This window comes from Paraburkholderia sp. FW306-2-2C-D06C (genome assembly GCF_058781505.1).
On record NZ_JBYSWU010000010.1, the window covers coordinates 90,762 to 117,466 of the forward strand.

The window sequence follows — 26,705 nt, forward strand, 5'->3', positions numbered from 1 at the left end:
GCGATGTCGCACGATTCGGCGCACGAAGCCGCGCGCGACGGCCATGGCGCCCATGGCGGCGCCCGCGACGCAGCGCGCGCCGAAGACCCGGCGCGTGCGGCGCGGCGCTACCGGCTCGCCGTCGAGTTCAATCTGCGGCCCGACCGTTATATCGATCCAAGCTGGTTGCCGCAGGATTGGCCCACCCGTTACCGCGATTTCGCGAGTTTTGGCCCGCGTGGCCGTGCGGTGCTCGCGCGCCATCTGCTGGTGCGAAGCGGGTTGGCGGAACGTTATGCGTTCGGCTTCGGCAGTCTGGTGGCGCGCATCGCGCTGATCGAACGCAGCGCCTTGACGACGCTGGCCGCTTACTGCGGGTTGATGCTGCATCGCGCGTGGCTGCTGGACGCGCCGAACTGGCGCACGCATACGGCGCTCGTCGACGCGTTCGGCTACAACGCGATGCCCTTCGTGCTCGAGCGTGCGCCGCCGTTCGACGCGATCGGCGAAAGCCTCGAACCGTTTCGCCAGACGCCGCGCGCCGCGGTCGACGCGATCCGCCAGCGCGGTGCGCGGCTGCTGCTGGACTTCGTCGCGCCGGAGGGCGATGCGATCGTCGAGCGGATGCGCCTGAAATTCGCGCGCGGCGTCAGCGGCCAGCCGGCGTATGGACTGAGCGCGGTGCACCGGCAGCATCTGGCCGAACTGATCTTTCTTTGCCTGATACCTGAGAGGCTCGCACAATGGGACTGGCTTTTCTGATCACCAGCGAAAACCTGCAGATCCTTTCCGAGCGCAAGGTGCTCAAGCAGAGCGAGTATGCGGCGCTGCTCGACGCCGGTTCGCTGCTGTCGACCGCGCAGACCGAACGTCAGCGGATTCTCGACGAAGCGCAGCAGGGCTACGAACGCAGATTGCGCGAGGGACATGCGCAAGGCGTCGAACAGGGCAAGCGCGAATACGCGCAGCAGGCCTGCGGCGCCGCGCTCGATGCGGCGCGTACGCTCGACGGCTTGCGCGAGACTATCGCCGGGATCGTCGTGAAGGCGGTACGCACGATAGTCGGCGAAAGCGATCCGCGCGCGCTGTACGAAACGGCGTTGCGGCGCATCGATGCGCTGGTGCGCGAGGAGGCGTTTCTGGTGGTGCGGGTGGCGCCCGCGTGCCGTGAGGCGGTGGCGGCGGCGTTGCAGCAGGTGTGGCCGGAGCGGATGGCATCGGTCATGGCCACGGCCGCGGCGCTTCCTGTTCGCATCGTCACCGATAGCCGCCTGAACGAAGAGCAATGCATTGTCGAAACGCCGTCCGGCACGCTCGATGTCGGTCTCGACGCGCAGATCGACGCATTGCGCGCCGCGATCCGGCAGCGTACGTCATGAGCGATGCTCCGTTTGAACGCGCCGGCGCCGCCGATAGCGAAGCGGCGCCGTCGCTCGATAGTTTCGCCGACGCGTTAGGCGAACTCGCGCTCGACGGTTTCGGCTCGAACCTCGGCCTCGACCGTAACGCGCTCGCCAGCGAACTCGAGCACGGCCTCGATCAGTTCAACCCGGTGCGCATGCGCGGCCGTGTGAGCCGTGCTGTCGGCCTGCTGGTCAACGCATCCGGCGTGCATGCGAGGCTCGGCGAAATCTGCGAGTTACGCACGCCGGGCGCCGCGCCCATGCTCGCGGAAGTGGTCGGCTTCGCGCGTCAAACCACCTTGCTGACGCCGCTCGGTGCAACCGACGGTTTGTCGCCTTCGACGGAAGTGATTCCATCGGGACGCGGCCATCGCTTCGCAGTCGGCGCGAGTTTGCGCGGGCGCGTGCTGAACGGCCTCGGCGCGCCGCTCGACGGCCGCGGCGCGATTGCCGGCGGCACGCTGGTGTCGGCGCATAACGAGCCGGTCAATCCGCTGCTGCGGCAAAACATCGACACGCCGCTCGCCACCGGCGTGCGCGCGATCGATTCGCTGTTGACGGTGGGCGTCGGGCAGCGCATCGGCGTGTTCGCGCCGTCCGGCGTCGGCAAGAGCACGCTGCTCGGCATGATCGCGCGCGGCACCGAATGCGACGTGATCGTGATCGCGCTGGTCGGCGAACGCGGCCGTGAAGTGCGCGAGTTTCTCGAGCACAGCCTGTCGCCCGAGGCGCGCGGCAAGGCCGTGATCGTTGCGTCGACATCGGATCGTCCGGCGATGGAGCGCGTGAAGTCCGCACATGTCGCGACCGCGATCGCCGAGTACTTCCGCGATCAGGGCAAGCGCGTGCTGTTGCTGGTCGATTCGCTGACGCGTTTTGCGCGCGCGCAGCGCGAAGTCGGTCTCGCCTCCGGCGAGCCGCCGACGCGGCGCAGTTTTCCGCCGTCCACTTTCTCGGTGCTGCCGCAATTGCTCGAGCGCGCCGGGCAGGGCGAACGCGGCTCGATCACCGCGTTCTACACGGTGCTGGTGGAAGGCGACGAGGAAACCGATCCGATTGCCGAAGAAGTCCGTTCGATTCTCGATGGCCATATCGTGCTGTCGCGCAAGGTCGCGACCGCTAACCGTTATCCGGCGATCGACGTGCTCGCGAGCCTGTCGCGCGTGATGTCGCAGGTGGCGGACGCAGCGCATGTGGCTGCGGCGGCGCGCGTGCGTGCGCTGCTGTCGAAGTATCAGGACATCGAGTTGCTGGTGCAGATCGGCGAATACCGCGAAGGCGCCGATCCGCTCGCCGACGCCGCGTTGCGCGCCAAGGCGCCGCTCGATGCTTTTTTCTCGCAGCGTGCCGACGCGCTTGCGCCGTTCAACGAAACCCTGGCAACGCTCCATGACATCGCCCGACGCCATTAAGTCCACGCTCGATGCGTTGCGCCGTGTGCGCGAGGTTCGTCATCGCAAGGCGGCGCTCGACAAGATGCGCCAGCATCGCGTGACCGAACAGACGGCGCAGTCGGTCGCCGACGCCCGCGCGCGGATGCTGAATGAACTCGCCGCCCGTCATGCGCTCGCGCAGCGCGTGACGAACGACGCCGGCGCGGCGCGCATGTCGCCGCGCGCGTTGCAGGACACGGTATTCGAGGACCTCTCGCGGATGCGAGCGGCCGGTCTCGCTCATGAGGATGCAGAGCGCGCGGGCGAGCAGCATCGGCAGGAAGAGGGGCGGCTCGCGGAACTGCAGACGCGGCTCAATCGCGCGCAGGCGAATCTCGACAAGCTCGAGCGCGTGGCGAGCGATGCGGGCCGCGGCGCGCGGCTCGCGCAGCAGGCGCGCGAGGACGACGAAGCGGACGAGGCGGCATTGCGCCGGCATGGCGCGTCGGCGGCGAGCTTGCTGGACGATGGGCGATAACAGCTTCGCGGCGATTCAGGCCGCGCTGCATCCGCTGCTGCTCGTCATGCCGCGCCTCTTGCCGATGATGCTGATCGTGCCGGTATTCGGCGAACGCGTGCTGACCGGCCTCGTGCGCAACGGGCTGATCGTGGTGATCGCGCTGTTCGCGTCGCCGATGGTCGACGTGCCGGAGCTGGCCACGATCGCGCCGCTCGTGTGGATGCTGATCCTCGCGAAGGAGGCGCTGCTCGGCGTGCTGCTCGGCTTCACGTTCAGTGCAGTGTTGTGGGCGATCGAAAGCGTTGGCCACCTGATCGACTTTCAGACCGGCTCCGGCAACGCGGCGTTCTTCGACCCGATCTCAGGCAGCGAGGGCGGTCCGACCGGCGCGTTCCTGAACTTCCTCGCGATCACGCTGTTCGTCACCGGGGGCGGTTTGCATCTGATGCTGACGTTGTTCCTGGAGTCGTACCGGCTGTGGCCGGTCGACTCGCTGACGCCGAACGCGCACCGGTTACTCGACCAGTTCGCGATCCGCGCAACCGACTCGGTGATGCGCGCGACCGTCAAGCTCGCCACGCCGGTGATTCTGGTGCTGGTGCTCGCCGAACTCGGCATCGGGCTGATCGGCCGCGCGGTGCCGCAGATGAACGTGTTCATGCTCTCGCAGCCGGTCAAGAGTTCGCTGGCGCTGTTGATGATGGCGCTCTTCCTCTATTTCGTGTACGGCTCGTTGCAGGCGTTTCTCGCGCCGGATAGCCCGCTTTTTGCGCTATTGCGCGCGGCCTTGTAGCGGCGCCGCATGAGCTGACCGCCACGCCATCATGGCCGAAAAATCCCATCAGCCCACCGCGCGCAAGCTGCGCGAAGCGCGCCGCAAGGGCGAGGTTGCGAGAAGCGCCGATGTCGTCGCGGCGGTGCAGTTCATCGCGCTGCTGGCGCTTCTGATCGGCGCGGGGCCGATCGGCCTGCGGGTGCTGCACTCGCTGCTCGATGCCGCCGCGCAGTTGATTGCCGCGCGTGATCCCGGCGCGTTGCTCGTACCGCTGGTGAGCGCGGCGGTCCGTGCGCTGGCGATGCTGATACTCGCGGTGAGCGCGCTAGCCGGGATCGCCGCAGCGGCGGCCGCGCTCGCGCAAGTCGGCGGACTGATGGCGTGGGAACGGATCAGGCCTGACCTGAACCGCCTCAATCCGGCGGCGGGACTCGCGCGGATGTTCTCGCTGCGCAATCTGATCGACCTCGCGAAGCAGGCGCTCAAGACGCTCGCGCTTGCCGCGATTCTCTACGTGGTGATTCGCGGCTCGCTCGGCACGGTGATCGAGGCAGGTTTTACCGAGCCTGCACGGATACTCGGCGTAGCCGGTAAATTGCTCGCGCTGCTGTTCGGCTGGGCCGCGGTGGTGTATGCGGCGCTCGCCGCGTTCGATTACGCCCATCAGCGCTGGCAGTACATGCGCCAGCTCAGAATGAGCACCGACGAAATCCGCCGCGAATATCGCGAGACCGAAGGCGATCCGCATCTGGGCTCGCGCCGCACGCAACTGGCGCGCGAGTTGCAATTCAATTCGCTGCAGGACGTGGTGGGCAGCGCGTCGGCAGTGGTGTATTCGGCGCGCGTGGCGGTGGCGCTGCGCTATACCGGCGCGCCGTCGCTGCCGACGGTGGTGGCGCGCGGCGAGGGCGAAGCCGCGCAGAGAATTCGGGCGCTCGCGCAGGAACTGCTGCGCCCGGCGGTGGCGAATGCGGGGCTGGCTGAAACGTTGTACGAGCAGGTGGCGCTCGGCCATTTCATCGACCGCGCGCACTTCCGCGAGGTGGCGGAACTGCTGAAGTGGGCGACCGGCGACGACACGTGACGAGTGGCGCGCGGGGCGGTCACCGGCGTAAGCGGTGTGCAAGGGGAGCGCCGGCCGAGCTGCTGGTGCACGACCTCGCGGACCTCGCGGACATCACGACATCACGACATCACGACATCACGAGGTCGGCAGCTGCCCCGCGAGAAACGCCAGCTGGGTGCGATTGGTCACGCCGCACTTCTGACGCAGACGCCGCAGATGGTAGTCGACGTTGTGCGCGGTCGTGTGCATGCGCAACGCGATTTCCTTGTCCGACAGGCCGGCCGCCAGAAAGCCGAGAATCCGCATTTGCAGCTCCGACAATTCGGCCGCCGACTCGCGCCGGTTGATCGCCCGCACATACGCCGAAAAGCGCTGATGAATCGACAAACCCAGCGTCAGCGACTGCACCACCACGCTGTCGGTGATCCAGCCCGCCTGTTCGCTCGGCGCAGCGAAGCTGATGATCGAGCGCAGCCGCGTGTGCGGAATCGGCAGGCCAAAAATCAGGCCGCTGCCGGCGCCTCCGTCGCGCATTTCGTCGAACAGGGTGCGCATGCCTGGCGGTGAGCCCGCGCGGCGCCACGCTTCGACGAGCCGCCGAAGATCCCACACATGCGGCGTGTTGCCCGCCAACGCCGCGGCGAAACGCGGATCGTGCCGGTGATAACCGGCTTCGAAATAGTGCGGCGCGAGATTCGACGATAGATAGCTGCGCGGGAAGTACAGCCGTTCCGGGCGGCCCTGCGTATCGAGCTTCACCGTCAGATAGCCGAGTTCGCTGAAGCCGACGAGGCGCAGCATGCCGCGCACGAGCCGCATCCGTTCGTCGGTGTTGCGGGCGGCGCCGAGATCGGCGGCGATATGGGTTTCGCCGCCCAGCTCGTCGCGGCGGATCGTGCCCAGCAACTCCGCTTCGTCGTAGTAGCAGATGTCCGGCGTATCGGCGGCTTGCGCGGCGTCGGCCGTCTCGCAAGCCGGCGCCGCGGCGGCCGGCGACCGCTTGCTGTCGTAGCCGCCCGTCGCCATGCGGCAGACCGCAACGCCCGCAGGCTCGTTTAAAACGTCCATTCCATAGGTCATACGCTCCCCCCTGTTGTCGTTGTGGACACACCTCGGCCGCGGCGAACCGTACCGCTGGATTTCCCGTAGCCAGGTGGTGGTGCGGCCGTCTGCGTGGCAGGGGCCGCGAGCGTACAGCGTCAGTCGCCGAGGATGCAGCCCGCGATATACGCGAGCTGTACCCGGTTCTGCGCGTTATAGATTTTCTTCAGTTGCCGCAAGTGATAGCCGATGTTGTGCGCCGACATCGACAGGGATTCGGCCATTTCACGGTCGCTCAGGCCTTGAGTCACGAAACGCAGGATCGAGCGCTGCACGCCGTTCAGACTGGCCGCCGTCAGCGACGGCATCAGACTGCGCCCGCGTGCCTCGATGAACGCATGCAGGCCCACGCCGATCGCATAGGCTTCGCCGAGCGTGGTGTCGGCGATCCAGCTGCGGCCTGTTTGCGCGCTCGACAGCGTGATGATGCAGTGCTCGAGCGCGTTGCCTGTGGCGAGGCCGAAACTCACGCCGCTATGCAAGCCCGCCTGCCTGGCGGCGGTGCTGAAACGGCGCGCGAAGGTCTCGCAGCGCTCGGCCATCGGCGTTGAAAACATCGACTCGATGTCCCACGCGAACGGCCATTCGAAACGGCATGCGTAGGTCACGCGCGGATCGATCGCGAAGAACTGCTCGCGCCCGTAGCGCTCGGCCCAGCCCGGCGGCGAATAAGTATCGAACCAGGCGGCGCGGCTGACGAATTCGCCGATCCGCACGACGCGGCAATAGCAGAGCGTGTCGAATCCCGCGTGCTGGATCGCTTCGCGCATCAGGGCTTGCCGTGCCTCGCTGCCGGGCGCTTCGAGCAGGCTGCGGCCGATGCCGGCCAACCCCTGCCCCCCGGCAGTCAGCGTTGCGTCGAGCGCCGGCTGTGTGCCCTCGTGATCGAGCTGGGTGTCGCCGAAGGTGAATAAAGCGGTTTGCTCTTCGCCCGTTTCGCTCATTGATTGATTTTCCGCTGGAACGCCGTGTTCCTTTTTTGCCGGCTCAGGAGGCGCCTCGTGGGCCTGAGCGGAACCGGCTCGCGCTCGCGCCGGATGCGGGCAATCGAGCGCCAAGGAGTGCGTCAATTCTAGGAGCGAATAAATCCTCTGACAATTGAGGCTCTCGTAGTTTTCGCAGTGTGCTGGGCATTCGTCTGATTGAAAACTACGAAGTCTCGTGGCGCGAAACGACTGTGCAGCAGCGCTGAAGTTTTGGCAAAAGACGATTGTTCTATCGATTTTGATAAGCGATTGAATTTTCGTGATATTTTGCGCGATCGAATTGCCGGATATATCACCGCTGCTTAGCACCATGTGGGATTGCGGATTTGATCTGCCGGAAATCCGGCTCGACGATCTCACTGGCGCCTGGATTGAACGAGCCTTGCTGCTTGAGTCTCGCGCGACGATCAGATTCAATGACAGGCGACCAGGCAGGTGACAGCGCCAATGCCGACCGCCGTTCCAGCCAGCGTACCTACAAGGAACGTTTCCAACGACGTCGCGCAACCCTGAAGCTGGGACAGCACCGCCAGTGCTGCCAGGATGATGACTCGCCGCATTTATCGTTTCCTTTGCCGGATGTGTGGCGCCGCATGGAATATTCAGGCGCCCGTTGTTTGTAGGGAGGCGGACCGCTGCTTTCCTGCGGGACAAGCCGTGGTACGTTTCGAATTATCCTCATTCGACACCGGGCGAATACCCGGAAAAAAGGACGTACATCGCGGAGTCCTTACCAATGGTTAGCGCGTCCTGAAGCGCGATGATCTTACGTAACCTTTCCTTGTCTCAAGATCCCGGCAATCGCGACGTTATTCCTCACGTAACCACTCGACACGGAGGATGAAATGTCAGCTGCAACGCCGGATCAGATCGCCCGTATGGTGCGTATCAACCCAATTGTGATCGTTAGCGGGAGCGGTGGCGCGACGCGATCCTTGCGTTACCGCGGCAAACATACCTTGCACGCCGTATTGGGTTTTCTCGATAGTCAGCGCGAGTCCCGCGCGCTTGTGTATAGCCACAAAACTGATGGTCGAATGATGTGGATCGACGTGCGGACAGGCGCATTTTGCGTGTTGCACTAGACGTCGAGAGCGATGGTTTTCCCGGTGCGAGTCTTTGAAAGAATCGCGCGCGCGCCGCGCCGACCCCGGCGAGATGTGCATCAAGCGAGATCGGACACCCCCAACTGCGCGGCCGGGTCCACGGAAATCGTCGACTGGAACCGGCCTTGCGCCGCCGGAACCTCTCATTGCGCCAATGGTCTATACACGACATCGCCCTTTTTTCCGGGGGATTCAAAATGGCTGCCACGCAATCAGGGGCGATGCCCCTCACCGAGGAGGACGCTCGGCGCCAGTTGCGCCGCGCTGTCATCGCCAGCACGATTGGTACCACGATCGAATGGTATGACTTCTTCCTCTACAGTACGGTGACCGGCCTGGTTTTCGCGAAGCTGTATTTTCCAGAGTCGGACCCGCTCGTCGGCACACTGCAGGCTTTTCTGATCTACGCCGTCGGCTTTGTAGCGAGGCCGGTTGGCGCGGCCATTTTCGGCCACTACGGCGATCGCATCGGACGCAAGGCCACGTTGATCGTGACGCTGTTACTGATGGGGCTCGCCACGTTTGCCGTGGCCTTTGTCCCCACCTATGCGGCGATCGGCATCTGGGGCGCCGTCGCGCTCACGGTGCTGCGCTTCATCCAGGGTGTGGGCGTCGGCGGAGAATGGGGTGGCTCGGTCCTGATGTCGATGGAATGGGCGCGTACCAACGCGCATCGCGGCTTCGTCGCCTCCTGGCCGCAGTTCGGGGTGCCGGCGGGACTGTTCATGGCCAACCTGGCCGTGCTGGCCACGAGCGAGATCTCCGGCAGCGGTTTCCTCACGTGGGGCTGGCGAGTGCCGTTCCTGTTCAGTATCGTACTGGTCGCGATCGGCCTCTATATCCGCTTGAATATTCTCGAGACGCCGATCTTCGCGCGGCTCCTGGCTGAGCGCAAGATCGAGAAGGCGCCGATGCTCGAGGTGTTGCGCCGCCAGCCGAAAGACATCCTTCTCTCGGCTTTTGCGCGCATGGCCGAACAGGCGCCTTTCTATATTTTCACGGCCTTCGTCTTCACCTATGGCGTCTCGACGCTGGGCGTGACACGCAACCTGTTGCTGACGGCGGTGCTGGCGGCTTCGGTGCTGGAATTCGGCACCATCCCGCTCTTTGGTCACGTGTCCGATCTGATTGGGCGGCGGCGGATGTACATGATCGGTGCCGCCACCGTCGGCGTATTCGGCTTCCTCTATTTTGCGATGGTCGGCACCAAGGATCCGATGTGGATCTTTGCGGCCATCGTGCTCTCGCTGGTGCCGCATTCGATGATGTACGGTCCCCAGGCCGCTTTGATCGCTGAATCCTTCACGGGGCGGCTGCGTTACAGCGGTGCCTCCCTGGGCTATCAGTTGGCTTCGGTCATTGCAGGCGGCCCTGCGCCGCTGATTGCGACCGCGCTCTTCGCTTACTACCATTCGGGCTATGCAATCGCGGGCTATGTCCTGGCGTGCGCGGTGCTCAGCCTGATCGCCGCTTCGCGGCTAGGCGATTACACGAACAAGGACATCTCGCGGGAATACGACGATCCGCGGGCGATGGGCGATAGCGGACACGCGACCCCGACTGCATGATGATGAACAGACTGTCGTGAGGCAACGCTTATCTTCCGCGCTGATGCATCCCCAGAGCGGCGGCAGTCCGACTGCCTGAGCTTATCGGTCCGGCCGAGGCCGGCCCTCGTGGTCAGTTCGGCCCTGCACCTTTTGATCGGCACGCAATTGTCCTAGGATAGAAATCTCGAGGCGCCACTGCCGGTGCGCCGAGCGACCACAAGGAGCGACATGCCATGCACGCTGATTCCGTGGAGTACAAGACATCGACGATCATGCCCCTAGCCCCAATTTCGATGCCAGGCTATGCAGCAACAGCGATAGTCACGCACCGGAACGGCAAACGCGAAACGTTTGGCATTCTTGGTTATTTCGCTTCCGAGAGCGCGGCGTGCATGTTTGCCGTTGAATACGCAAAGGCCCATATCGACGGCCGGCGACACCCGAAGCCGCCGTTCTCCCTTCGGTGAGTTTGCGCGGGTTGTTTGTGCGGCGACACCGGATGGCTCGCGCCAACGCTGGAGAGATTCCGAATATATAAAAAGAGGCCGCAGACATGGCTGCGGCCTGAACACACACGTCGCGCAAGGGGCGCTGACGTTGGTTCCATCCTACACATCGGCGTTTCTTAAGCAATCAGGTATCTCGTCTGAATATTCGCAAGAAGCCGGACTGCCGCATCTGCTGTGGGGCGGCCTTATTTCGATCGTGGACGCAGGCGTTGCAGAATGGCCACAGGGCCGGTCGTCCGGTGCCAGGATGATGGTCCCGGACTGTCATTTGGCCGGCGTTCTGGCTGGCATATCGCTGTGCCGTGTCGATGAATCAGTGTCCGTGCCGGCGATGTCGCCGTTGCGCGCATCAATCCACGCAATTGCCCATTCGCGTGCAACCTCGATTGCCTCGTCTGCATTATCGAACCAGGCAAGATTGCGCTCGATGTGCATTTCAGCGTCCGCGTCATCGTCAGATGACGCGCGGATCAGCCGCGCGTGCGCAAAGAACTGACCCAGCGAGAAATCCGGGGTTGCGTCAATGACCCAGCCGCGGTACTCGTACTCCATGATTACCTCCGATACTTGGCTAGTCGCGATTTCGAACAGACAAAGCATGGATTCGTCAGGTCGTATTCGCTAAACCTCCAAGGTTGAGTTGCCGACTTCGGCGTCGGCGAGCGGGCAGCACGTCGACCTCGTGCCGCCATATTGTTATATATAGGTCCTCCGGCGCGACGCGCCGGTGCTTCTGCACATCGACAATCAAAAAAATGCCCGTCCAGACAGATGGGCCGAAGCGTTCGCACGGTCCAGCCAGAACAAAGCGTCGTACGGCCTGTTATTCCAGGCAGCGTACCGGCAACGAAACATTCGGCCGGTCAGGTTGCGCTCAGGTTGCGTTTGCACAGCGCCGCCGCCAGTCCTTCGTTTCACTTGCCACGTTGTAAATACCGTCGAGCTTCTCGTGCTCGTCCAGGCAGGCCGCACGGAACACGGCCGGGCCGTGTCATGTCAGGCTAAACATGCGGGTAGTTCAATTGTCGTCTGACCTGCTCGGTAGATGCTCGTGCGGGACCGGCTCCGCTTCTGCGGCATCAGGAACGTCATCCGGAGTGCCCGGCGCAGGTTTAGGAGCCGGCGACCCGGTGTCTGGCATCACTCCGTGGATGGGGTGGTTCGGAAGTCCTGGCCGGTGACTCGGTCGTGTGGTCGGGTTTGAGGGCATGATTTCCTCCTACGCTGACGTGACCAGTAACGACCATCATACCTCTCTCGGAGACGCGGAACGTACCGCCCCCAAGCCTGGTATCTGACTACGTTCAGCGAAACCGAAGACTTCTGTCCAGCGAGGAGCGGGCGAACGAATATCGCTATCCTGCTGGGCACGCTACGCTGCGACCGGCACCATTCAGGATTCCACGCATGTACATCACGAAGCTGACACGACTGTGTGCCGATCAAGTCAACTCGATTGTGAAGGCTGTTCGATAAAGGATCGCTGCGTCACCTTGCATGGGCGGGCCGGATCTATCCGGCCTTCTGGTGAGAGCCGTATGCCTGGGTATGCCCGGCGGTTTTGCCGATCGTACAGTTTTCTTCTCCCGTTCCTTCGCTACAGCGGCAGAAGTCAACGGTTGTCGAGTCTTTGCGCTGATTGAAATTCGGGAGGCAAGGAAAATTCACGCGCGCTGTAATAAATATTTCGCAATTTCGGACTATGGATTGCCGCCTCCTTCAAGAAGGCGCTGACCTATAAATACAATATTCAAATATGAACTCACTCAATTATGTCGAATGAATTGGAATAATTAATTAAGTAACTTGTTAAAAAATTGACGTGTGGTCCATACCAACTCGCGGGCCTTGCCAGTCGGGCACTCGCTGGCATCCACAGTTGCATTGTGGGAGGCAATGTGCAGCTATGCGGCGCAAATGTATTCATCATACATAATGGCTGAACCAATAAAAGCATTTCACATATTGCATTCGAAAATTGAGCGGTTATGATGGCGTCTCCGTGATTCGATTTCTCGAATGATCGCTTTACGGAGACGGCAGGAATATTTGCCGGGAAAACGCTGGAGAGCGTAATTAATACCCGCTGCACAGACAGACTAAATCGAGGAGACGATATGCTGAGTCCCCATGAATTCGCTACCTTAATGCTCATCAAGGCCGCGCCGGATCAGATTGATCTAGGCCGCGCCGAGCTCGACACGCTGTTCGAGCGGCAACTCATATCACTGGAAAACCTCGCGTCGGGACGCTCGCGTCCTCATGTCACAAGCGACGGCGATTCCATTCTCAAGGCCGTCGCCCGGATGCGCTAGACATCTGCGGCGTCTACCTCGCGGTCCTGAATGAAACTGCGGCGTTTGCTGTCCCCATGTTCGACGCGAGCGCTGCTGCACCACACGGCGAGCGCGGCGAAGCAACAGTCATGAACGAAGCGTCGCTGTTGGGGTTGGGTTCTCAGTTGGGGTTTGGTTTGTAGTGCCTGTTGATGTAACGACCGTCCGAAGTCATCGCGACGCGTGCTGCATGGCAAGCGTCCTTGCACTTCGGTTTATCTATCATCGCGATCCGCCGCAACACACCCGTCCGAACGGGGTTTCGCGCGCCGGACCGAATTTTGAGGAATTCAATAATGGCTCTATCGAACACTGAGCAAGTCGCTGCCGCGAAGGCCAACCTCGACGCATTCTTCGAGTTGGGCGGGAAGGTCTTTGAAGGCGTCGAAAAACTGGTCGCGTTGAACCTGCAGGTCGTCAAGTCCACGCTGGCCGAGACGCAGGAGAAATTGACGAAGGCGCCCGGCACGACGGACCCGCAGCAGTGGTTCGCGCTGCAAGCAGGTTTCACCGGGCCCTTCGCAGAAAAATCGCTGTCATATGGCCGGCAAGTGTTCGACATCGCGTCGACCACGCAGGCTGAGGTCACACAACTCGCACAGGCGCATTACGAACGGTATAACGGTCGCGTGCAGACACTCGTCGAGGAAGCGGCGAAGAGTGCTCCCGCAGGTTCCGAAGCAGCGATCGCTGCGTGGAAATCTGCGATTGCCGCCACCACGACCCTGTGCGAATCGCTGCAGAAAACGGCGCAGCAGGCCGTGCAGGTTGCCGGGAGTAATTTTGATGCAGTCACGGCCACAGCGTCAAAGGCCGTGCGAGGCAACTCCGAGCGGGCGCCCGTAGCCGAGGGCGCGAAGCGATAGGACTGACGTGGGCAGCGATGCCCACGGTGCGGTTTATGTGGTGTATGAAGGATTCCTTATGGGTAAGGGATTCCAGTTTCCAGCACATCCAATTCCTGGACTGAATGCCGTATTGCTCCAGATGAGCATGAGGCCAGCTTTTGCGAGGACGATTCGATGGCAAAGCAGATCGCGGTGGTGACGGGGGGAATGGGCGGACTTGGCGAAGCGATCAGCATCAAGCTGCACGACGCCGGTTATGCGGTCGTAGTCACCCATTCGCCCGGCAACACCGGTGCGAACGAGTGGCTCGCACGCATGGAAGCCGAGGGACGACAGTTCCGCGGGTATGCGGTCGACGTCGCCGACTACGACTCGTGCGAAAAATGCATGGCGCAGATCAAAGCGGAAGTCGGGCCGGTCGACATCCTGATCAACAACGCCGGCATTACGCGCGACGCCAGCTTCAAGAAGCTCGACAAGGTCAATTGGGACGCGGTCATCCGGACCAACCTCGATTCGGTGTTCAACATGACTAAGCCGGTGTGCGACAGCATGGTCGAGCGTGGCTGGGGCCGCATCATCAACGTGTCGTCGATCATCGGCTCCAAGGGCGGGTTCGGTCAGACCAACTATGCCGCGGCGAAGGCCGGCATGCACGGCTTCACGAAATCGCTGGCGCTCGAGGTGGCAAAGAAAGGCGTCACCGTCAACACGATCTCGCCTGGCTATATCGCGACGAAGATGGTGATGGCGGTGCCCGAGGAAATCCGCGAGACGAAGATCATTCCGCAGATTCCGGTCGGCCGGCTCGGGCAGCCCGACGAAGTCGCCGCACTTGTGCTGTACCTGTGTTCGCGCGAAGCGGGCTTCGTGACTGGAGCCAACATTGCGATCAACGGAGGGCAGCACCTGCAATGAACCGGAGAGAGCAGCCATGGAGGTTCCGATGAGTGAAACAGTGACAATTGTCGTAGGTTCATTCGTGCTGGCGATGGCAGCCGTGTTCGTCGCCGCTCACTATCACCGGGAGCAAATGCGCCGGAGACAGCTCAGAGAGCTGGATTACCGTCGCTACTGGCGGGACTGGAGCAGAGCCTCGCATTGAGCTTCTGCGCTCCCTGTGCTGTTGTTGCGGTACCGAGGGTGATCGCATCGTTGGCTGGGCTGCCGCGCGCTCAGGCGCGGTGGCGGCCCTCGGATTCTGCTGGTCCTCTGAACGAGCAGCATCCTCTAAGCCGAGGCTTCAGGAGTGCATCGGGCAAAGCCGCTTTCGCATGCAGGTAGCCGTCGAAGGACACAGAGCGGCGAATTGCCTGCATAGCTGCACTTCGCCCGGCACTCCGTTTCGGGTTACCTGCTTATACCCGGCTCGCTCAAAAAAACGCTCCGCGGTTGTTGTCAGTAACCAGACATCCAGTTGGCCGCACGAGCGCGCCATCTCTTCGAGCCGTACGACCAGTTGCCGTGCAATGCCCGTTCCGCGCACGTGTGACGCGACAGCGAGCGATCTCAACAGCACACTGGAGCCAAGTCGCTCAAGTCCGATGCTGCCGATGACAGATCCGCTCGCATCTTCTGCGACCAGAAATCCTTCGATGAGCGACGCCGAAACGTCTTCCACCAATAAGCCATTGACGAGTAGAAGCTTTCGGATTTCGTTCAGATCAGCGTCGCTGGTCGTTCTTATTTTCATGGCCGCATGCTCGCTCGCACTTGATTTGATTCCTCTGCGGGCTTCTCGCCGATGGCGCGCATTTCTCGCTGGATCGCGTTATGGTCCAGCACATGCAGCGGCAGGTTCACGAACTGGCTCACCCGGTTCATGATCTGCCGATAGACCTTGCTGAAGACCTTGCGCTTATCTTCGTCGCTGCCCTCGAAAGCGGCCGGATCTTCAAACCCCCAATGAGCTGTCATCGGTTTGCCGGGCCAGATCGGACAGACTTCGCCCGCGGCCTGGTCGCAAACCGTGATAACGAAATCCATGTGCGGAGCGTCGGGTGTCGCGAACTCATCCCAGCTCTTGCTCCGTAATTGCGACGTGTCATAGCCGAGCGTTTCGCACCGCTCAATCGCGAACGGATTGACGGTGCCGGATGGATGACCGCCCGCGCTATACGCCCGGAACTTCCCCTTTCCCAGTACGTTGAAGAGTGCTTCGGCCATGATGCTGCGCGCGCTGTTGCCCGTGCAGAGAATGAGAATCGAGTAAGGTTTGTCGCTCACGGGCGGCTCGAGAAAGTCACGGCAGGTTCAGACGGCGCGCAGCATGCAGCCGACGATCGCTGGTGCGTTTGCGTTTGCTCGCGCGAGTGGCCATAGACCGGCGCTGCATCGAGTGTTCGAAAAGTTTCCCAGGCGACGCCTTGTGGATCAATCGTCCACGCCTTGTTTGACCTGGCATAGCAGCAGGTCGTGCCTATCTGCGCCGCGACTGGCAGTTGTGCCGCGCTGAAACGCGCATTCATCTCAGCCAGCTCCGCGTCGGTGTCGACCTGAATGCCGATGTGATCGACACCTGGTTTTGCGCCGCGCTGCGAGATCGCGAAATTCACTGCAGGATCCGACAGTTCCCATTTGCAGTAGTCGTTCTTGAGAACGGTGGGCTCGGCGTTGCCGAACAGGGCGCTGTAGAACTGGATGCTGTCGCTCAGGTTTTCAACAGCGACATGGATATGCATGCGCTTCATGGTATGTCTCCTCAGCAGTTGGGGAGATCGCTCGCGGCACACGCGGCACCAGCGCAGCAGTTCTCCGTCAAGAAGCCGATCAGGCCGGTCATGGCATCGAAGTTCGCCGTGTAGACGACGAAACGCCCCTCCTGTCGCGGCTTTACCAGGTCAGCGTATGACAGATCCTTGAGATGAAACGACAGGCTTGAAGGGGACAGCCCCAACTGTTGTGCGATTTCACCGGCAGCCATACCGCCACGTCCGGCCACGACAAGGGCGCGAAAGATCGCGAGGCGCGATTCATGGGCGAGCGCGCCCAGGGCGCGTACAACGAGATTCGAGTCCATGTCCGGAACGATAGGTCATTCATTTCTATATTTCAAGTATTATTGAAATGATGCTTCTGTTCGCGCTGGGGCCGTGTAACACACGCATGTCAACGGCGTGAAAGGTGATGGCGCCAGCGCGATCCATGGCACCCAGACGAAGGCGGTTGAGTCTGGCAATCGCCTCGCCTTCACGTGCCCAGAACGCCTTGTCTTCAGGCGACCATATCTCGAGCGTGCGGCCTCGCCGCGAGGTTATCAGTGAGTCGTAAAAGTTATCACCTCATGGAAAGGTTTCATTATTCAAACCGGCTATCGCGCACGTATAGTTGGCTCAATTCGAATAAAGGAGACTGCTTCCATCATGCAGATTTCGGGCAATCTACTCATTGGCCAACATACCGTGCGCGGTTCGAATGGTTCGATCAGGGCCGTCAATGCGTCCACTGGCGCTTTGCTGGAGCCTTCGTTTGGCGGTGCGACTTTAGCCGACCTCGACGCCGCATGCGCGCTCGCGTGGGCCGCGTTCGATTCCTATCGCGAGAGCGCGCTTGAAGCCCGAGCACGCTTTCTCGAAGCGATCGGGCAAAATATCCTCGACCTCGGCGATGATCTGATCGAGCGTTGCGTCATGGAGAGCGGCCTGCCGCGTGTCCGTATCGAGGGCGAACGCGGCCGTACGGTGGGCCAGTTGCGGATGTTCGCAAGCGTCGTTCGCTCAGGCGATTTTCTGGGCGTTCGCATCGACCCCGCGCAGCCGGAGCGCAAACCGTTGCCTCGCGTTGATTTGCGGTTGAGGTATGTCGGTGTGGGCCCGGTGGCGGTATTCGGCGCGAGCAACTTTCCGCTGGCATTCTCGGTGGCAGGCGGCGATACGGCTTCGGCGCTCGCCGCAGGGTGCCCGGTGATTGTCAAAGCCCATTCGGCGCATCCAGGGACCTCCGAGATGGTGGGCATGGCCGTGCAGAAAGCGGTGAAGAATTGTGGCATGCCCGAAGGGACATTCTCGTTGCTGTTCGACAGTGGCCGCGAGATCGGCCAGAAACTGGTGAGCGACCATCGGATCAAGGCGGCGGGCTTTACTGGCTCGCGAGGCGGCGGCACGGCGCTGATGAAGCTTGCGGCAGCCCGCAAGGAACCCATTCCCGTGTATGCCGAAATGAGCAGTATCAATCCGGTGCTGCTGTTTCCGGCAGCACTAAAAAACCGTGCGGAGGCCGTCGGCCGCGCTTTTGCCGCGTCGCTCGTACTTGGGGCTGGCCAGTTCTGTACGAATCCAGGGCTGATCCTCGGGATTGACGGTCCACATCTCGACCGTTTTATCGACGCCGCCTCAACCGCGCTGTTTGATATGCCGGCGGCGACAATGCTCACGCCAAACATCCGCGACGCGTATCAGCGGGCGGTTGCCAAGGCTGCTGATCACCCGGAAGTGGCGATGCTCGCACGCGGCAAGGCACCCGTTGACGCAACCGAAGGTCAATCAGCGCTGTTTGCGACCACCGCCGAGGCGTTTCTCCGGCACGCCGAATTGCAGGAGGAAATCTTCGGTGCCTCATCGATGGTGGTGCGCTGTCCCGATCTTGCAACGATGCTGGAAGTGATCGAATCGCTGGAGGGCCAACTGACTTCGTCGCTGCATATCGACGAAGCCGATCATGCGGACGTTCGCGCCTTCTTGCCGGCTCTGGAGCGTCGTACGGGTCGCATTCTGGTGAATGGCTTCGGTACCGGGGTCGAAGTTGGACATGCGATGGTGCATGGCGGCCCTTATCCGTCAACCGCGGATGGACGATCCACCTCAGTTGGAAGTCTCGCGATAGAGCGATTCCTTCGACCTGTGAGCTACCAGGACGTGCCCGAAGCCTTGCTGCCCGACGCATTGAAAACAGCCAATCCCCTTGGCTTGAACCGCCGCATTGAAGGCAAGCTTCAACTGGCCGACCTCTGATCGACGCTACCGTTTGCAGGCTCGCTCGCGCTGTTGGCGGTAGGTATTGTCATGACGTTCTTCATGCGGCCGGACATACCGCTCGATGACGGTCTGGAACCGGCAGGCACAACGACCGACGGGCATCTGCAGCTTGCCGAACGCCCGGGTCAATAGGTGCCCGTCATGCTCCGCGGATCGAATCGATCACGAGTTGGGTTGCCGGCCTGATCCGACGGTTTTTCCGCAGGATCAGGCCATAAGGGGCAAGCCGTCCTCGCAGTGGTGTGGAGATCGACGCAATCGCGCTGAGCGCGACGTAATACTGAGCGACTGAACTCGGCAGCACGGCCAGCATGTCTGAGTCGCGCAGTAGAGAAAGCGTCGTGAGGATCGACGACGTCTCCACCGTGCTCGTGGGTGGCGCGACCCGCGACTCACGAAAGGTCTGGTCGATGATTTGCCGCATCGGACTCGGATGCGGCTGCACGATCCACGGATATTGCGCAAGCTCCGCAAGGCGGGGGCGCGCCGCGCCGGTAGCCGGATGGCCGGGCCGCGCGACGATCGACAGTGCCTCTTCAGCCAACGTCTCGAAACTTAAATCGAGCGCCGGAAACCCGTCTGGAATGCGGCCTATGACGATATCCAGCTGGTCTTGCTGCAGCGCCTGCACCAGAACATCACTCGTATCGATCTGAACGGTGATCTGAAGGCGCGGATGCGCGGCCTTGAGGGACACAATAGTCTGCGTCAGCAGCTCGGGCGACGGCGCCATCACGGCTCCGATGCGCACCTTTCCGATATCGCCGGCCTCGATCGCGGCGAGTTCTTCCCGTAGTTCATCCAGATCCTCGAAGACCACGCGCGCGTAGCGCATCACCGCCTCGCCGTAGATGGTCGGCTCCATGCCGCGAGCGTGCCTGACGAAAAGCGAAACGCCGACGGTGTCTTCGAGTTCCTGTAATGCCTTCGTCGCCGCCGGCTGTGTCATCGCAAGTTCGTCGGCGGCACGCCTGAGCGACTCCGTCTCCGACAGCGCGACCATCAGTTGCAGGTGACGCAGGCGCAGACGTTTGCGGATGGTGGATGCTGGGGCGATCATTTGAGCAATAACTCCTGGGAATCGGCTGATACGATTAATTCAATGGTCAGTTATCGCATAGTTTCGCACACTAGTGGTACTTAAAAACATGCTCGAGACGGGTGAAACGAGCCGACGTATGGACAAATATTCAGGAGACGACTTCATGGACGTGAACGCCAGCCCTGCGCTGCATGGCGCCATCAGGAAAGCGCGCGGCAGACTGCTGCCGTTTCTGATACTGATGTACGTGCTGGCCTTCATTGACCGCGCGAACGTCGGTTTTGCCAAGAACGTGCTTCAGGCAGACACCGGGCTCGGCGACGCCGCATTCGCGTTCGGCGCGGGCATCTTCTTCATCGGCTATGCCATCTTCGAGGTTCCGAGCAATCTCTTGATGTACCGGTTCGGCGCCCGCGCGTGGATGAGCCGCATCATGGTGACATGGGGAATCGTATCGGCCTGTACCGCTCTCGTTCACAGTCCGACAGGTTTTTATACGCTGCGCATTCTGCTCGGCATCGCAGAGGCCGGCTTTTTTCCCGGCATTATCCTGTTTCTCTCCAGCTGGTTTCCGGCACGCACGCGCTCGCAGACCATGGGTGCGTTCTATTTCGGCTTTCCCCTCGCGCTGCTTCTGGGCAGTCCGATATCAGGGATGCTGCTGGATATGTCGAACCCGTTTCATCTCCTTTCGTGGCAATGGCTGTTTGTGGTCGAGGGTCTGGCAGCTTCGATCGTGGGTGTGATTGCATGGTTTTATCTGACGGATCGTCCATCTCAAGCTCGTTGGCTCCCTGAAGAACAAAGAGCCGCGCTAGTAGCCGCGTTACGTGCTGAAGACGACCACAAGCGGGCACATGGGCCGGCCTCCGTTCCCGGTGCATTGCGCGACCGTCGCGTCCTCGCCTGCAGCATGATCTACTTCACAGTCCAGATGAGCGTGTATGGCGTCGTGTTTTATCTTCCCACGCGAATTGCCGGGCTGACGGGCGGCCATGTCGGGACGAAAGTCGGCCTCATTACCGCTATCCCCTGGATCGCGGCAATCATCGGCACCTTCGTCGTGACGCGGCTGGCTGATCGCGTTGGCCACCATCGCATCTGGGCTGCCGCGATGCTCACACTCGCGGCAGCCGGGATAGCGGCGTCCGCGCTCACGGCGTCAGTTCCATTGGCTGTCATCGCGTTCTGCATTGCCGCAACGGGCTTCGTCTCCGTGCAGCCGCTGTTCTGGACACTGCCCACCAACTATCTCGGCGGTGTGGCCGCCGCAGGCGGTATCGCGCTAATCAATTCCATCGGCAATCTGGGGGGCTTCGTTGCGCCGAATCTCAAAGGAATCGCCGAACGCATGGCCGGGCCGTCGGCCGGCATGCTCATGCTCGCGGCGGTCGGTGTCATTGGCGCCGCGCTGCTCCTTGCCTTCAGACCCAATCCGTTGCAATCCGGCAAACCGGACAACTTTGCCGCAACGCTCGGCAACCGCCCGAGCCACTAACTTCTTCCAGGAGATTTGAATCATGAAGATCAAGCACATCCGCACGCGCGTCTTTGAATGGAAAGGCAAGGTCGTACCGCCGCAAGCGCATTTCTGCACGAACGCGGTGGACATTCTGTACGAGCGCGGTGATGCAATGGGTTCGTTCCGCTTCCACGGGTGGCTCGTCGTTGAAGTGGAGTGCGATGACGGCACCGTGGGGATCGGCAATTGCGCGCTCGCACCGCGCGTCGCCAAGCAGATCATCGATGAGTACCTCGCACCGATCGCGATCGGTGAAGACCCATTCGACAATGAATACATCTGGCAGAAGATGTATCGCCGCACGCTCGCATGGGGGCGAAAGGGCATCGGCATGGCGGCGATCTCGGCCATCGACATCGCGCTGTGGGACATCATGGGCAAGGCTGTGAACAAACCCGTGTTCAAGCTGCTGGGTGGCCGCACGAAAGAGAAGATCTGGTGCTATGCGTCGAAGCTCTACAACAACGACGATCGTGAAGCGTTTCTAGGAGAGGCAAAGGGCTATCTGGAAGAGGGCTTCACCGCGATGAAAATGCGCTTCGGATATGGCCCAAAGGATGGCCCGCAGGGAATGGCGAAGAACATTGAGCAAGTGCGGCTGCTGCGCGAACTGGTCGGCGACGAGGTCGACATCATGCTCGAATGCTACATGGGATGGACGCTCGAATACGCACGACGGATGCTTCCGCGGCTTGCTGAATTCAACCCGCGCTGGATCGAAGAGCCGGTGATCGGCGATGACATCGAGGGATATCAGGAACTGAAGAAGATGAACATCGTGCCGGTGTCGGGTGGCGAGCATGAATTCACCAGCTATGGCTTCAAGGATCTGCTCGAGCGCCGCGCGGTCGACGTGATCCAGTACGACACGAATCGCGTCGGCGGACTGACGGCGGCACGCAAGATCAATGCGATGGCCGAAGCGTGGTCGGTGCCGGTGATTCCGCACGCGGGCCAGATGCATAACTACCACCTGACGATGGCGAGCACGGCAAGCCCGATGTCCGAGTTCTTCCCGGTGTTCGACGTAGAGGTCGGCAATGAGCTGTTTTATTACATCTTCGAAGGTGAGCCGCAGCCGCAAAATGGGTTCCTGCAGCTGTCCGACGAAACACCCGGTCTTGGCATCAAGTTGAGCGACAAGCATCTGGGCGATTTCAATATCATTGAGTAAATAGTCAAGGTCGTTCGACGTGGTCCCGTATTTTTACAGCGCGTGCGCGCTGGTCTATATCATTGGATCGATCGTCATCGATCTGCGTCGTACACATTAGCTGCCTGAAAAAAATGGTGAACATCATGAAACCTCGTATCGCAGTCCTGCTTGGCGATCCCGCCGGCATTGGTCCTGAACTGATCGCACGTCTGCTCGCAAATGCCGAGAACCGTGCACGTGCGGATCTGCTTATCATCGGCGACCGTCGCGAGCTTGAAACGGGGATGGACATTGCCGGTCAGCGTTTCGACTACCACGTGGTCGACAACGTCGAAGCCGCGTTCACAAATCACGGCGTACCGTCGCTTATCGACTTCCGGCTTCCGGACGACGTACCTTACGAGCGTGCAACCTCGACCGGGCGGGGGGGACGCTACAGTCTCGACGTATTCCGGCAAGCGCTCGCGTTGACCCAGGAAAACTGGACGCAGGGCATGCTATTTGCGCCGGTGAACAAGACGTCACTGCACATGGCCGGCATGGAAACAGGCGATGAAATGGAGTGGTTTGCCCAGCAACTGGGCTACACAGGCAGCTTTTGTGAGTTCAACGTGCTGGACGAACTGTGGACCTCGCGGGTGACTTCGCACATGGCGCTGAAAGACGTGAGCGAAAAGCTGACGTCGGAACGTATCGTCGGCGCTGTGCAACTGATCCATGACGGTCTCAAGCGTGCTGGCATTGCAAGCCCGCGCATCGCGGTGTGTGGATTCAACCCGCATAACGGCGACAACGGTGCGTTCGGCAGGGAGGAGATCGACGTGATTGCGCCCGCCGTGGAAGTAGCACGTCAGCTCGGTTACGACGCTCAAGGCCCGTTCCCCGCCGATACGATCTTCGTGCGCGCCCGCGATCAGAAGGCGTTCGACGGCGTCGTCACGATGTATCACGATCAAGGACAGATTGCGATGAAGTTAATGGGTTTCTGGCGCGGCGTGACCGTGCACGGTGGTTTGCCGATTCCGATCGCGACACCGGCGCACGGAACCGCCTTCGACATTCAAGGGCAGGGTAAGGCAGATGTCGGCGCCACGCAGAAGGCTTTCGACATCGTCACGCAAATGGCAAGTGATCGCTTGGGCTGACGAAAGATGCCGACTTCTATCGGTGCGGTGCGCGAGCGATTCGCTCAGGCGTCGATCCGGTAGAAGGCAATAGCGTTCTGCGAAAAAATTCTTGCGATCGCCGGATCGTCGTAGTCCGCCAACGCGTCGAGCACCGTTTCGACGATGACGCCAAAACTCGCGCTGATCGATGAAACGGGCAAGTTGCTCGCGAACATCGCGCGATCCGGGCCGAAAATCGAAACCGCATCGCGAATCACGCGACGGTTGCTCCGGTCGTCCCATCGGCCGCCCGCCAGACCGAACTCGGACAACTTGATGTACACGTTCGGATTTGCGGCGAGCGCTTCGAGACCCGATCGCCACTGCGCTAGCCCCTCGTCGGAGCGATCCCACGGCAGACCGGTGTGATTGACAGCGATCCGGATGCGCGGGAAGGCGGCGGCGACTTCCGCCGCTTCCGCCAGATGCCAGAAGGGTACGCGCAGATCCCACGAGTAGCCGTATCGTTCAAGCGCCGATAATCCTTCGAGCCACTGGGGATCCTGCATCGTACCCACCTGGCCCCGAACGCTGTCCTGTGGTGATCGTGCGGTCACGGGTTTCGACCGAATGCCGCGTACCTCCGGATAGCTGGCGTGGGATGCCAGAATTTCGTCCCGGTCAGCCTGTATGAACGACACGTGCGGTACCGCAACGGACGGCAACCCCGTCCTGTTCCGTACCTCATGCAGCCACTGTGTTTCGTCGACCTGCTCACTTCGCGAGCGCTCCGCCTCGATGTGCACGCTTGCGATCACGTTATAGCCCGACGTGTCGCGCAGGTATTCCGTTACCCGATAGTCACGACGCAGGGTCTGATATTCCCCAACGAAGAATGCGTCTCCTTGATACTCGTCCTGAAGCCACGGGTAATGGCCAGCCGCGAGATCCCAAAGATGATGGTGCGCGTCGACGATGGCCAGCTTTGTTCGGTCATGCAGCGAGGGCAAGGTATGCATGATCGTCTACAGGTCGCACTTTCGGGGTAGCGTGGCGGCGATTCCCCCCGCGAGCAGGAGTGCGGCCGCAAGGCTATAGACACCAATGCTTGCGTCGTATTTCTGAATCAGCACGCCAACAAGATATGGGCCGCAGAAGCCGCCAAGATTACCCAGCGCGTTGATCACGCCGCGCGCCCCGCCCGCCACTTCCGCGCTGAAGAGCTTTGGCGGAATGGTCCAGAATACGCCAGCCGCTGCTTGCAGAAAGACGCCGCTGCCGATCAGGAAACAGTACGAAATCCAGGCACTGCTCTGAAACCAGACGGAACAGAACATGCAAAGCGCAAAGGCGACGATGGGTCCGACGACAAAAACCTTGCGTCTGCCTAACCTGTCCGAGAGATTCGATACCGCCAGCATGCCGATCATGGTCCCAATATACGGCAGAACCGCGAGCATGCCGACTTTGGCCATGCCGCCGTGCGTCAGGTTTTTCAGAATCGTGGGTAGCCAGAGGGTATAACCGTAGATGCCCATCTGATAGAAAAAATTCAGACCGATCAGCCGCCACATCACGCTGTCGGCGAGCACCTGGCTCAGGGACGCGCTTTTCACCCTCGCGGAACTCACTTGTTCCTGCTCGGCCCGAAGCTCACGAAGGATATGTTCGCGCTCTGCACCGGAAATCCATTTCGCGTCGGCGGGGCGATCGCTGGCGAGGGTCCACCACGCGAGCAGAAACACCAGCGATAGAACGCCCTCGATGATGAACAGGTAGCGCCAGTTCAGCGCCGCGATCAGGAAGCCTGACAGCGGCGCGGTGATGATGCCCGCTATCGGCACAAAAAGGATCACGAGTGCATTGGCGCGTCCGCGTTCCTTGTCCGGGAACCAGTTGCTCACCATGGTCAGCACAACGGGCAGCATGCCGCCTTCAGAGACGCCGAGCAAAAAGCGCAGGATCAGCAGTTGCGTGTCGTTCCTGACGAAGCCGGTCAGCACGGAAAGCACCGCCCACGCCACCAGCGAACCGGCGATGAATTTCTTTCCGCTCCCATGCACGGCGAGCCGTCCAGCCGGAATCTGCAGAAACAGGTAGCCAATAAAGAAGATGCCTCCGGCCAGCCCGGCCATGCTCGCGCTCATCCCGAGTTCGGCGCCCATCCCGCCAGGCATGGCGAAGCCGATGTTGACGCGGTCCATATACGAAATGACGCAAGCCATGAGGATCGGCGGAATGATCCGCAACCAGCGCTTGCTGGGGATGCTCGCCTGCGCGTGTTGTACCGGTACGGCACTGCTCAACGTGTCCATTTTGTCTCCTTCTTTGCGCCGTCCTTGTTGTTCGTCTTGGCACCGGCGACGCTGTCTGTCGAATTACAACGCGAGTATTGCGAGTCCGTCGGGCTCCTGGCCGGTTGAAAACCCGTGCCGCAGAGTCAAACTCGAAAGATCCAGTATTCCTACGCTGTTATCGTTCAACGCGACGTAGGCGCTCTGCCCATCCGGATGAATCGAGACGGCGATGGGCTTCGCCACTGTATCGACGCGCCCCAGCGCTTCGAGCGAATCGGGATCGAAAACGCGGATGCTGCGCTCGCCGTAATTGACGACCAGCAGCCGGTTGTCCGGTGTGAGGTAGATGCGCGTCGGATCTTCACCGGTGCGCACCGTTCGCATCACCTTCATGCTCCCGGTGTCGATCGTCGACAGGCAGTGGTGGTCGCGGCTCGCTATGTACAAAACGGTTTCATCGCGATTGAGACAGCAGCCTTCCGGACGGCCTCCCGCATTGACAGCGACGGGCGACTCGCATGCATCGTAGGGATGCACGCGTGTCACCGTATGAGAGAGCAGGTTGCTGATATAGGCACGCTCGCCGTCCCGTGAGACGACGAAAAGATGGCTCTTGATACCGCCCGTCGGAACGGCGCGGTCCGGTACTTGCCGAGTATGCGGGTCTTCGAATACCAGAAGCGTATTGCCGTGCTCGCTCAGAGCGTATACGCGGTTCCGGCTGTCGATCTGTAAGCCATGGATGCGCGAATAAGGCTCGCAATCGAGCGTCAGCACGTGCTCGCCGCGCTCGATGTCGATCACGAACACCTCGTGGCCGCCAACGCCGGCGTGCGCGAAGGTCTGAACCCCGTAGTGGCCGACGTAGCCAAAACGTCCATCGCGATCCACGACGAACTCGTGTGGATAGTGTGGCAACGCGACGCTAAAGCGCCGTTCTCCTGTGATGAGATCGTAGCCACTGAACGCGTGGCCGAATTTTTCCACCAGAACTGCCGTGAGTCGCGATTGCATGTCTGTCTCCTGATACAGCTCGCATGTTGTTGTAATGCGCGCG

At 61.3% G+C, this 26,705-nt stretch carries 29 protein-coding genes; 17 read left to right on the forward strand and 12 right to left on the reverse strand.

Annotated features, from left to right (window positions below; all coding sequences use genetic code 11):
- Window positions 1–3 precede the first annotated feature (3 nt).
- The 6 genes from AC3WLT_RS10095 to AC3WLT_RS10120 are packed head-to-tail and all read left to right on the forward strand — an operon-like array spanning window position 4 to window position 5,134.
- Window positions 4–741 carry a SctK family type III secretion system sorting platform protein gene (locus AC3WLT_RS10095; RefSeq protein WP_492591738.1) on the forward strand — a complete coding sequence of 246 codons (738 nt, stop codon included), beginning with the start codon at window positions 4–6 and terminating at the stop codon, window positions 739–741.
- Entirely contained in the window at window positions 723–1,358 is a 636-nt protein-coding gene (sctL, locus tag AC3WLT_RS10100) for a type III secretion system stator protein SctL (RefSeq protein WP_492591739.1), read from the forward strand. The genes AC3WLT_RS10095 and sctL overlap by 19 nt, the downstream gene beginning before the upstream one ends.
- The gene (locus AC3WLT_RS10105) at window positions 1,355–2,794 is read left to right on the forward strand and encodes a FliI/YscN family ATPase (protein WP_492591740.1); all 1,440 of its coding nucleotides are present in this window, start codon (window positions 1,355–1,357) and stop codon (window positions 2,792–2,794) included. The genes sctL and AC3WLT_RS10105 overlap by 4 nt, the downstream gene beginning before the upstream one ends.
- The gene (locus AC3WLT_RS10110; protein WP_492591741.1) at window positions 2,772–3,293 is read left to right on the forward strand and encodes a hypothetical protein; all 522 of its coding nucleotides are present in this window, start codon (window positions 2,772–2,774) and stop codon (window positions 3,291–3,293) included. Before AC3WLT_RS10105 ends, AC3WLT_RS10110 begins: the two co-directional genes overlap by 23 nt.
- Complete coding sequence (sctT, locus tag AC3WLT_RS10115; RefSeq protein WP_492591742.1) at window positions 3,283–4,068, forward strand: type III secretion system export apparatus subunit SctT; 786 nt, start codon at window positions 3,283–3,285, stop codon at window positions 4,066–4,068. Before AC3WLT_RS10110 ends, sctT begins: the two co-directional genes overlap by 11 nt.
- A 31-nt stretch (window positions 4,069–4,099) precedes the next feature.
- Window positions 4,100–5,134, forward strand: a complete 1,035-nt coding sequence (locus tag AC3WLT_RS10120; RefSeq protein ID WP_492591743.1) for an EscU/YscU/HrcU family type III secretion system export apparatus switch protein — start codon at window positions 4,100–4,102, stop codon at window positions 5,132–5,134.
- Between the two features lie 117 nt (window positions 5,135–5,251).
- Here the strand turns inward: AC3WLT_RS10120 and AC3WLT_RS10125 are convergent, their stop codons facing one another.
- The 3 genes from AC3WLT_RS10125 to AC3WLT_RS10135 all read right to left on the reverse strand — a co-directional run bounded on the left by AC3WLT_RS10125 (window position 5,252) and on the right by AC3WLT_RS10135 (window position 7,763).
- Window positions 5,252–6,184 carry a helix-turn-helix transcriptional regulator gene (locus AC3WLT_RS10125; protein WP_492591744.1) on the reverse strand — a complete coding sequence of 311 codons (933 nt, stop codon included), beginning with the start codon at window positions 6,182–6,184 and terminating at the stop codon, window positions 5,252–5,254.
- Window positions 6,185–6,315: 131 nt separating this feature from the next.
- Complete coding sequence (locus AC3WLT_RS10130; protein WP_492591745.1) at window positions 6,316–7,161, reverse strand: autoinducer binding domain-containing protein; 846 nt, start codon at window positions 7,159–7,161, stop codon at window positions 6,316–6,318.
- Between the two features lie 455 nt (window positions 7,162–7,616).
- Window positions 7,617–7,763: a hypothetical protein gene (locus AC3WLT_RS10135; protein WP_492591746.1), complete on the reverse strand. Its 147-nt coding sequence runs from the start codon at window positions 7,761–7,763 to the stop codon at window positions 7,617–7,619.
- 285 nt (window positions 7,764–8,048) lie between these two features.
- Between AC3WLT_RS10135 and AC3WLT_RS10140 the strand changes: the two genes are divergently transcribed.
- The 3 genes from AC3WLT_RS10140 to AC3WLT_RS10150 all read left to right on the forward strand — a co-directional run bounded on the left by AC3WLT_RS10140 (window position 8,049) and on the right by AC3WLT_RS10150 (window position 10,326).
- Entirely contained in the window at window positions 8,049–8,288 is a 240-nt protein-coding gene (locus AC3WLT_RS10140) for a hypothetical protein (protein ID WP_492591747.1), read from the forward strand.
- A 218-nt stretch (window positions 8,289–8,506) separates the two neighbouring features.
- Window positions 8,507–9,877 carry an MFS transporter gene (locus AC3WLT_RS10145; protein WP_492591824.1) on the forward strand — a complete coding sequence of 457 codons (1,371 nt, stop codon included), beginning with the start codon at window positions 8,507–8,509 and terminating at the stop codon, window positions 9,875–9,877.
- 215 nt (window positions 9,878–10,092) lie between these two features.
- Window positions 10,093–10,326: a hypothetical protein gene (locus AC3WLT_RS10150; protein WP_492591748.1), complete on the forward strand. Its 234-nt coding sequence runs from the start codon at window positions 10,093–10,095 to the stop codon at window positions 10,324–10,326.
- A gap of 306 nt (window positions 10,327–10,632) precedes the next feature.
- Here AC3WLT_RS10150 and AC3WLT_RS10155 read toward each other — a convergent pair whose 3' ends face one another.
- Window positions 10,633–10,968, reverse strand: a complete 336-nt coding sequence (locus tag AC3WLT_RS10155) for a hypothetical protein (protein ID WP_492591749.1) — start codon at window positions 10,966–10,968, stop codon at window positions 10,633–10,635.
- Between the two features lie 1,517 nt (window positions 10,969–12,485).
- Between AC3WLT_RS10155 and AC3WLT_RS10160 the strand changes: the two genes are divergently transcribed.
- The 4 genes from AC3WLT_RS10160 to AC3WLT_RS10175 all read left to right on the forward strand — a co-directional run bounded on the left by AC3WLT_RS10160 (window position 12,486) and on the right by AC3WLT_RS10175 (window position 14,657).
- A complete protein-coding gene (locus AC3WLT_RS10160) occupies window positions 12,486–12,683 on the forward strand; it encodes a hypothetical protein (RefSeq protein ID WP_492591750.1) in 198 nt (65 codons plus the stop codon).
- Between the two features lie 317 nt (window positions 12,684–13,000).
- Window positions 13,001–13,570, forward strand: a complete 570-nt coding sequence (locus AC3WLT_RS10165) for a phasin family protein (RefSeq protein WP_492591751.1) — start codon at window positions 13,001–13,003, stop codon at window positions 13,568–13,570.
- 156 nt (window positions 13,571–13,726) lie between these two features.
- Entirely contained in the window at window positions 13,727–14,470 is a 744-nt protein-coding gene (gene phbB / locus AC3WLT_RS10170) for an acetoacetyl-CoA reductase (protein WP_492591752.1), read from the forward strand.
- 28 nt (window positions 14,471–14,498) lie between these two features.
- On the forward strand, window positions 14,499–14,657 hold the full coding sequence (locus tag AC3WLT_RS10175) for a hypothetical protein (protein ID WP_492591753.1): 159 nt from the start codon (window positions 14,499–14,501) through the stop codon (window positions 14,655–14,657).
- A 138-nt stretch (window positions 14,658–14,795) separates the two neighbouring features.
- Here AC3WLT_RS10175 and arsN2 read toward each other — a convergent pair whose 3' ends face one another.
- From arsN2 to AC3WLT_RS10195, 4 genes are read right to left on the reverse strand one after another with little or no spacing between them, the layout of a single operon-like run.
- Window positions 14,796–15,245 carry an arsenic resistance N-acetyltransferase ArsN2 gene (arsN2, locus tag AC3WLT_RS10180; RefSeq protein ID WP_492591754.1) on the reverse strand — a complete coding sequence of 150 codons (450 nt, stop codon included), beginning with the start codon at window positions 15,243–15,245 and terminating at the stop codon, window positions 14,796–14,798.
- Window positions 15,242–15,778: an arsenate reductase ArsC gene (locus AC3WLT_RS10185; RefSeq protein WP_492591755.1), complete on the reverse strand. Its 537-nt coding sequence runs from the start codon at window positions 15,776–15,778 to the stop codon at window positions 15,242–15,244. Before AC3WLT_RS10185 ends, arsN2 begins: the two co-directional genes overlap by 4 nt.
- Window positions 15,775–16,242 (reverse strand): ArsI/CadI family heavy metal resistance metalloenzyme, encoded by a 468-nt coding sequence (locus tag AC3WLT_RS10190; protein ID WP_492591756.1) that lies wholly within the window; start codon window positions 16,240–16,242, stop codon window positions 15,775–15,777. Before AC3WLT_RS10190 ends, AC3WLT_RS10185 begins: the two co-directional genes overlap by 4 nt.
- Window positions 16,243–16,253: 11 nt before the next feature.
- The gene (locus AC3WLT_RS10195; protein ID WP_492591757.1) at window positions 16,254–16,571 is read right to left on the reverse strand and encodes an ArsR/SmtB family transcription factor; all 318 of its coding nucleotides are present in this window, start codon (window positions 16,569–16,571) and stop codon (window positions 16,254–16,256) included.
- A gap of 343 nt (window positions 16,572–16,914) precedes the next feature.
- Between AC3WLT_RS10195 and AC3WLT_RS10200 the strand changes: the two genes are divergently transcribed.
- Window positions 16,915–18,501, forward strand: coding sequence for an aldehyde dehydrogenase (NADP(+)) (locus AC3WLT_RS10200; protein WP_492591758.1), 1,587 nt, complete (start codon window positions 16,915–16,917; stop codon window positions 18,499–18,501).
- 163 nt (window positions 18,502–18,664) lie between these two features.
- Here AC3WLT_RS10200 and AC3WLT_RS10205 read toward each other — a convergent pair whose 3' ends face one another.
- A complete protein-coding gene (locus AC3WLT_RS10205) occupies window positions 18,665–19,585 on the reverse strand; it encodes a LysR family transcriptional regulator (RefSeq protein ID WP_492591759.1) in 921 nt (306 codons plus the stop codon).
- 118 nt (window positions 19,586–19,703) lie between these two features.
- Here AC3WLT_RS10205 and AC3WLT_RS10210 point away from each other — a divergent pair, with 118 nt between their 5' ends.
- From AC3WLT_RS10210 to AC3WLT_RS10220, 3 genes are all read left to right on the forward strand, one after another.
- Entirely contained in the window at window positions 19,704–21,065 is a 1,362-nt protein-coding gene (locus tag AC3WLT_RS10210) for an MFS transporter (RefSeq protein ID WP_492591760.1), read from the forward strand.
- 22 nt (window positions 21,066–21,087) lie between these two features.
- The gene (locus AC3WLT_RS10215; RefSeq protein ID WP_492591761.1) at window positions 21,088–22,263 is read left to right on the forward strand and encodes an L-rhamnonate dehydratase; all 1,176 of its coding nucleotides are present in this window, start codon (window positions 21,088–21,090) and stop codon (window positions 22,261–22,263) included.
- Window positions 22,264–22,388: 125 nt separating this feature from the next.
- Complete coding sequence (locus AC3WLT_RS10220; protein WP_492591762.1) at window positions 22,389–23,390, forward strand: 4-hydroxythreonine-4-phosphate dehydrogenase PdxA; 1,002 nt, start codon at window positions 22,389–22,391, stop codon at window positions 23,388–23,390.
- 44 nt (window positions 23,391–23,434) lie between these two features.
- Here AC3WLT_RS10220 and AC3WLT_RS10225 read toward each other — a convergent pair whose 3' ends face one another.
- The 3 genes from AC3WLT_RS10225 to AC3WLT_RS10235 form a co-directional block, all read right to left on the reverse strand.
- Window positions 23,435–24,370, reverse strand: coding sequence for an amidohydrolase family protein (locus tag AC3WLT_RS10225; protein WP_492591763.1), 936 nt, complete (start codon window positions 24,368–24,370; stop codon window positions 23,435–23,437).
- 6 nt (window positions 24,371–24,376) lie between these two features.
- Window positions 24,377–25,666, reverse strand: coding sequence for an MFS transporter (locus tag AC3WLT_RS10230; RefSeq protein WP_492591764.1), 1,290 nt, complete (start codon window positions 25,664–25,666; stop codon window positions 24,377–24,379).
- Window positions 25,667–25,729: 63 nt separating this feature from the next.
- Entirely contained in the window at window positions 25,730–26,662 is a 933-nt protein-coding gene (locus tag AC3WLT_RS10235) for a YncE family protein (RefSeq protein WP_492591765.1), read from the reverse strand.
- Window positions 26,663–26,705: the final 43 nt, after the last annotated feature.

Coding starts and splice junctions, on each gene's coding strand:
- AC3WLT_RS10095 (WP_492591738.1), top strand. CDS start 4: ATGTCGCACGATTCGGCGCACGAAGCCGCGCGCGACGGCCATGGCGCC.
- sctL (WP_492591739.1), top strand. CDS start 723: ATGGGACTGGCTTTTCTGATCACCAGCGAAAACCTGCAGATCCTTTCC.
- AC3WLT_RS10105 (WP_492591740.1), top strand. CDS start 1,355: ATGAGCGATGCTCCGTTTGAACGCGCCGGCGCCGCCGATAGCGAAGCG.
- AC3WLT_RS10110 (WP_492591741.1), top strand. CDS start 2,772: ATGACATCGCCCGACGCCATTAAGTCCACGCTCGATGCGTTGCGCCGT.
- sctT (WP_492591742.1), top strand. CDS start 3,283: ATGGGCGATAACAGCTTCGCGGCGATTCAGGCCGCGCTGCATCCGCTG.
- AC3WLT_RS10120 (WP_492591743.1), top strand. CDS start 4,100: ATGGCCGAAAAATCCCATCAGCCCACCGCGCGCAAGCTGCGCGAAGCG.
- AC3WLT_RS10125 (WP_492591744.1), bottom strand. CDS start 6,184: ATGGACGTTTTAAACGAGCCTGCGGGCGTTGCGGTCTGCCGCATGGCG.
- AC3WLT_RS10130 (WP_492591745.1), bottom strand. CDS start 7,161: ATGAGCGAAACGGGCGAAGAGCAAACCGCTTTATTCACCTTCGGCGAC.
- AC3WLT_RS10135 (WP_492591746.1), bottom strand. CDS start 7,763: ATGCGGCGAGTCATCATCCTGGCAGCACTGGCGGTGCTGTCCCAGCTT.
- AC3WLT_RS10140 (WP_492591747.1), top strand. CDS start 8,049: ATGTCAGCTGCAACGCCGGATCAGATCGCCCGTATGGTGCGTATCAAC.
- AC3WLT_RS10145 (WP_492591824.1), top strand. CDS start 8,507: ATGGCTGCCACGCAATCAGGGGCGATGCCCCTCACCGAGGAGGACGCT.
- AC3WLT_RS10150 (WP_492591748.1), top strand. CDS start 10,093: ATGCACGCTGATTCCGTGGAGTACAAGACATCGACGATCATGCCCCTA.
- AC3WLT_RS10155 (WP_492591749.1), bottom strand. CDS start 10,968: ATGCTTTGTCTGTTCGAAATCGCGACTAGCCAAGTATCGGAGGTAATC.
- AC3WLT_RS10160 (WP_492591750.1), top strand. CDS start 12,486: ATGCTGAGTCCCCATGAATTCGCTACCTTAATGCTCATCAAGGCCGCG.
- AC3WLT_RS10165 (WP_492591751.1), top strand. CDS start 13,001: ATGGCTCTATCGAACACTGAGCAAGTCGCTGCCGCGAAGGCCAACCTC.
- phbB (WP_492591752.1), top strand. CDS start 13,727: ATGGCAAAGCAGATCGCGGTGGTGACGGGGGGAATGGGCGGACTTGGC.
- AC3WLT_RS10175 (WP_492591753.1), top strand. CDS start 14,499: ATGAGTGAAACAGTGACAATTGTCGTAGGTTCATTCGTGCTGGCGATG.
- arsN2 (WP_492591754.1), bottom strand. CDS start 15,245: ATGAAAATAAGAACGACCAGCGACGCTGATCTGAACGAAATCCGAAAG.
- AC3WLT_RS10190 (WP_492591756.1), bottom strand. CDS start 16,242: ATGAAGCGCATGCATATCCATGTCGCTGTTGAAAACCTGAGCGACAGC.
- AC3WLT_RS10195 (WP_492591757.1), bottom strand. CDS start 16,571: ATGGACTCGAATCTCGTTGTACGCGCCCTGGGCGCGCTCGCCCATGAA.
- AC3WLT_RS10200 (WP_492591758.1), top strand. CDS start 16,915: ATGCAGATTTCGGGCAATCTACTCATTGGCCAACATACCGTGCGCGGT.
- AC3WLT_RS10205 (WP_492591759.1), bottom strand. CDS start 19,585: ATGATCGCCCCAGCATCCACCATCCGCAAACGTCTGCGCCTGCGTCAC.
- AC3WLT_RS10210 (WP_492591760.1), top strand. CDS start 19,704: ATGGACAAATATTCAGGAGACGACTTCATGGACGTGAACGCCAGCCCT.
- AC3WLT_RS10215 (WP_492591761.1), top strand. CDS start 21,088: ATGAAGATCAAGCACATCCGCACGCGCGTCTTTGAATGGAAAGGCAAG.
- AC3WLT_RS10220 (WP_492591762.1), top strand. CDS start 22,389: ATGAAACCTCGTATCGCAGTCCTGCTTGGCGATCCCGCCGGCATTGGT.
- AC3WLT_RS10225 (WP_492591763.1), bottom strand. CDS start 24,370: ATGCATACCTTGCCCTCGCTGCATGACCGAACAAAGCTGGCCATCGTC.
- AC3WLT_RS10230 (WP_492591764.1), bottom strand. CDS start 25,666: ATGGACACGTTGAGCAGTGCCGTACCGGTACAACACGCGCAGGCGAGC.
- AC3WLT_RS10235 (WP_492591765.1), bottom strand. CDS start 26,662: ATGCAATCGCGACTCACGGCAGTTCTGGTGGAAAAATTCGGCCACGCG.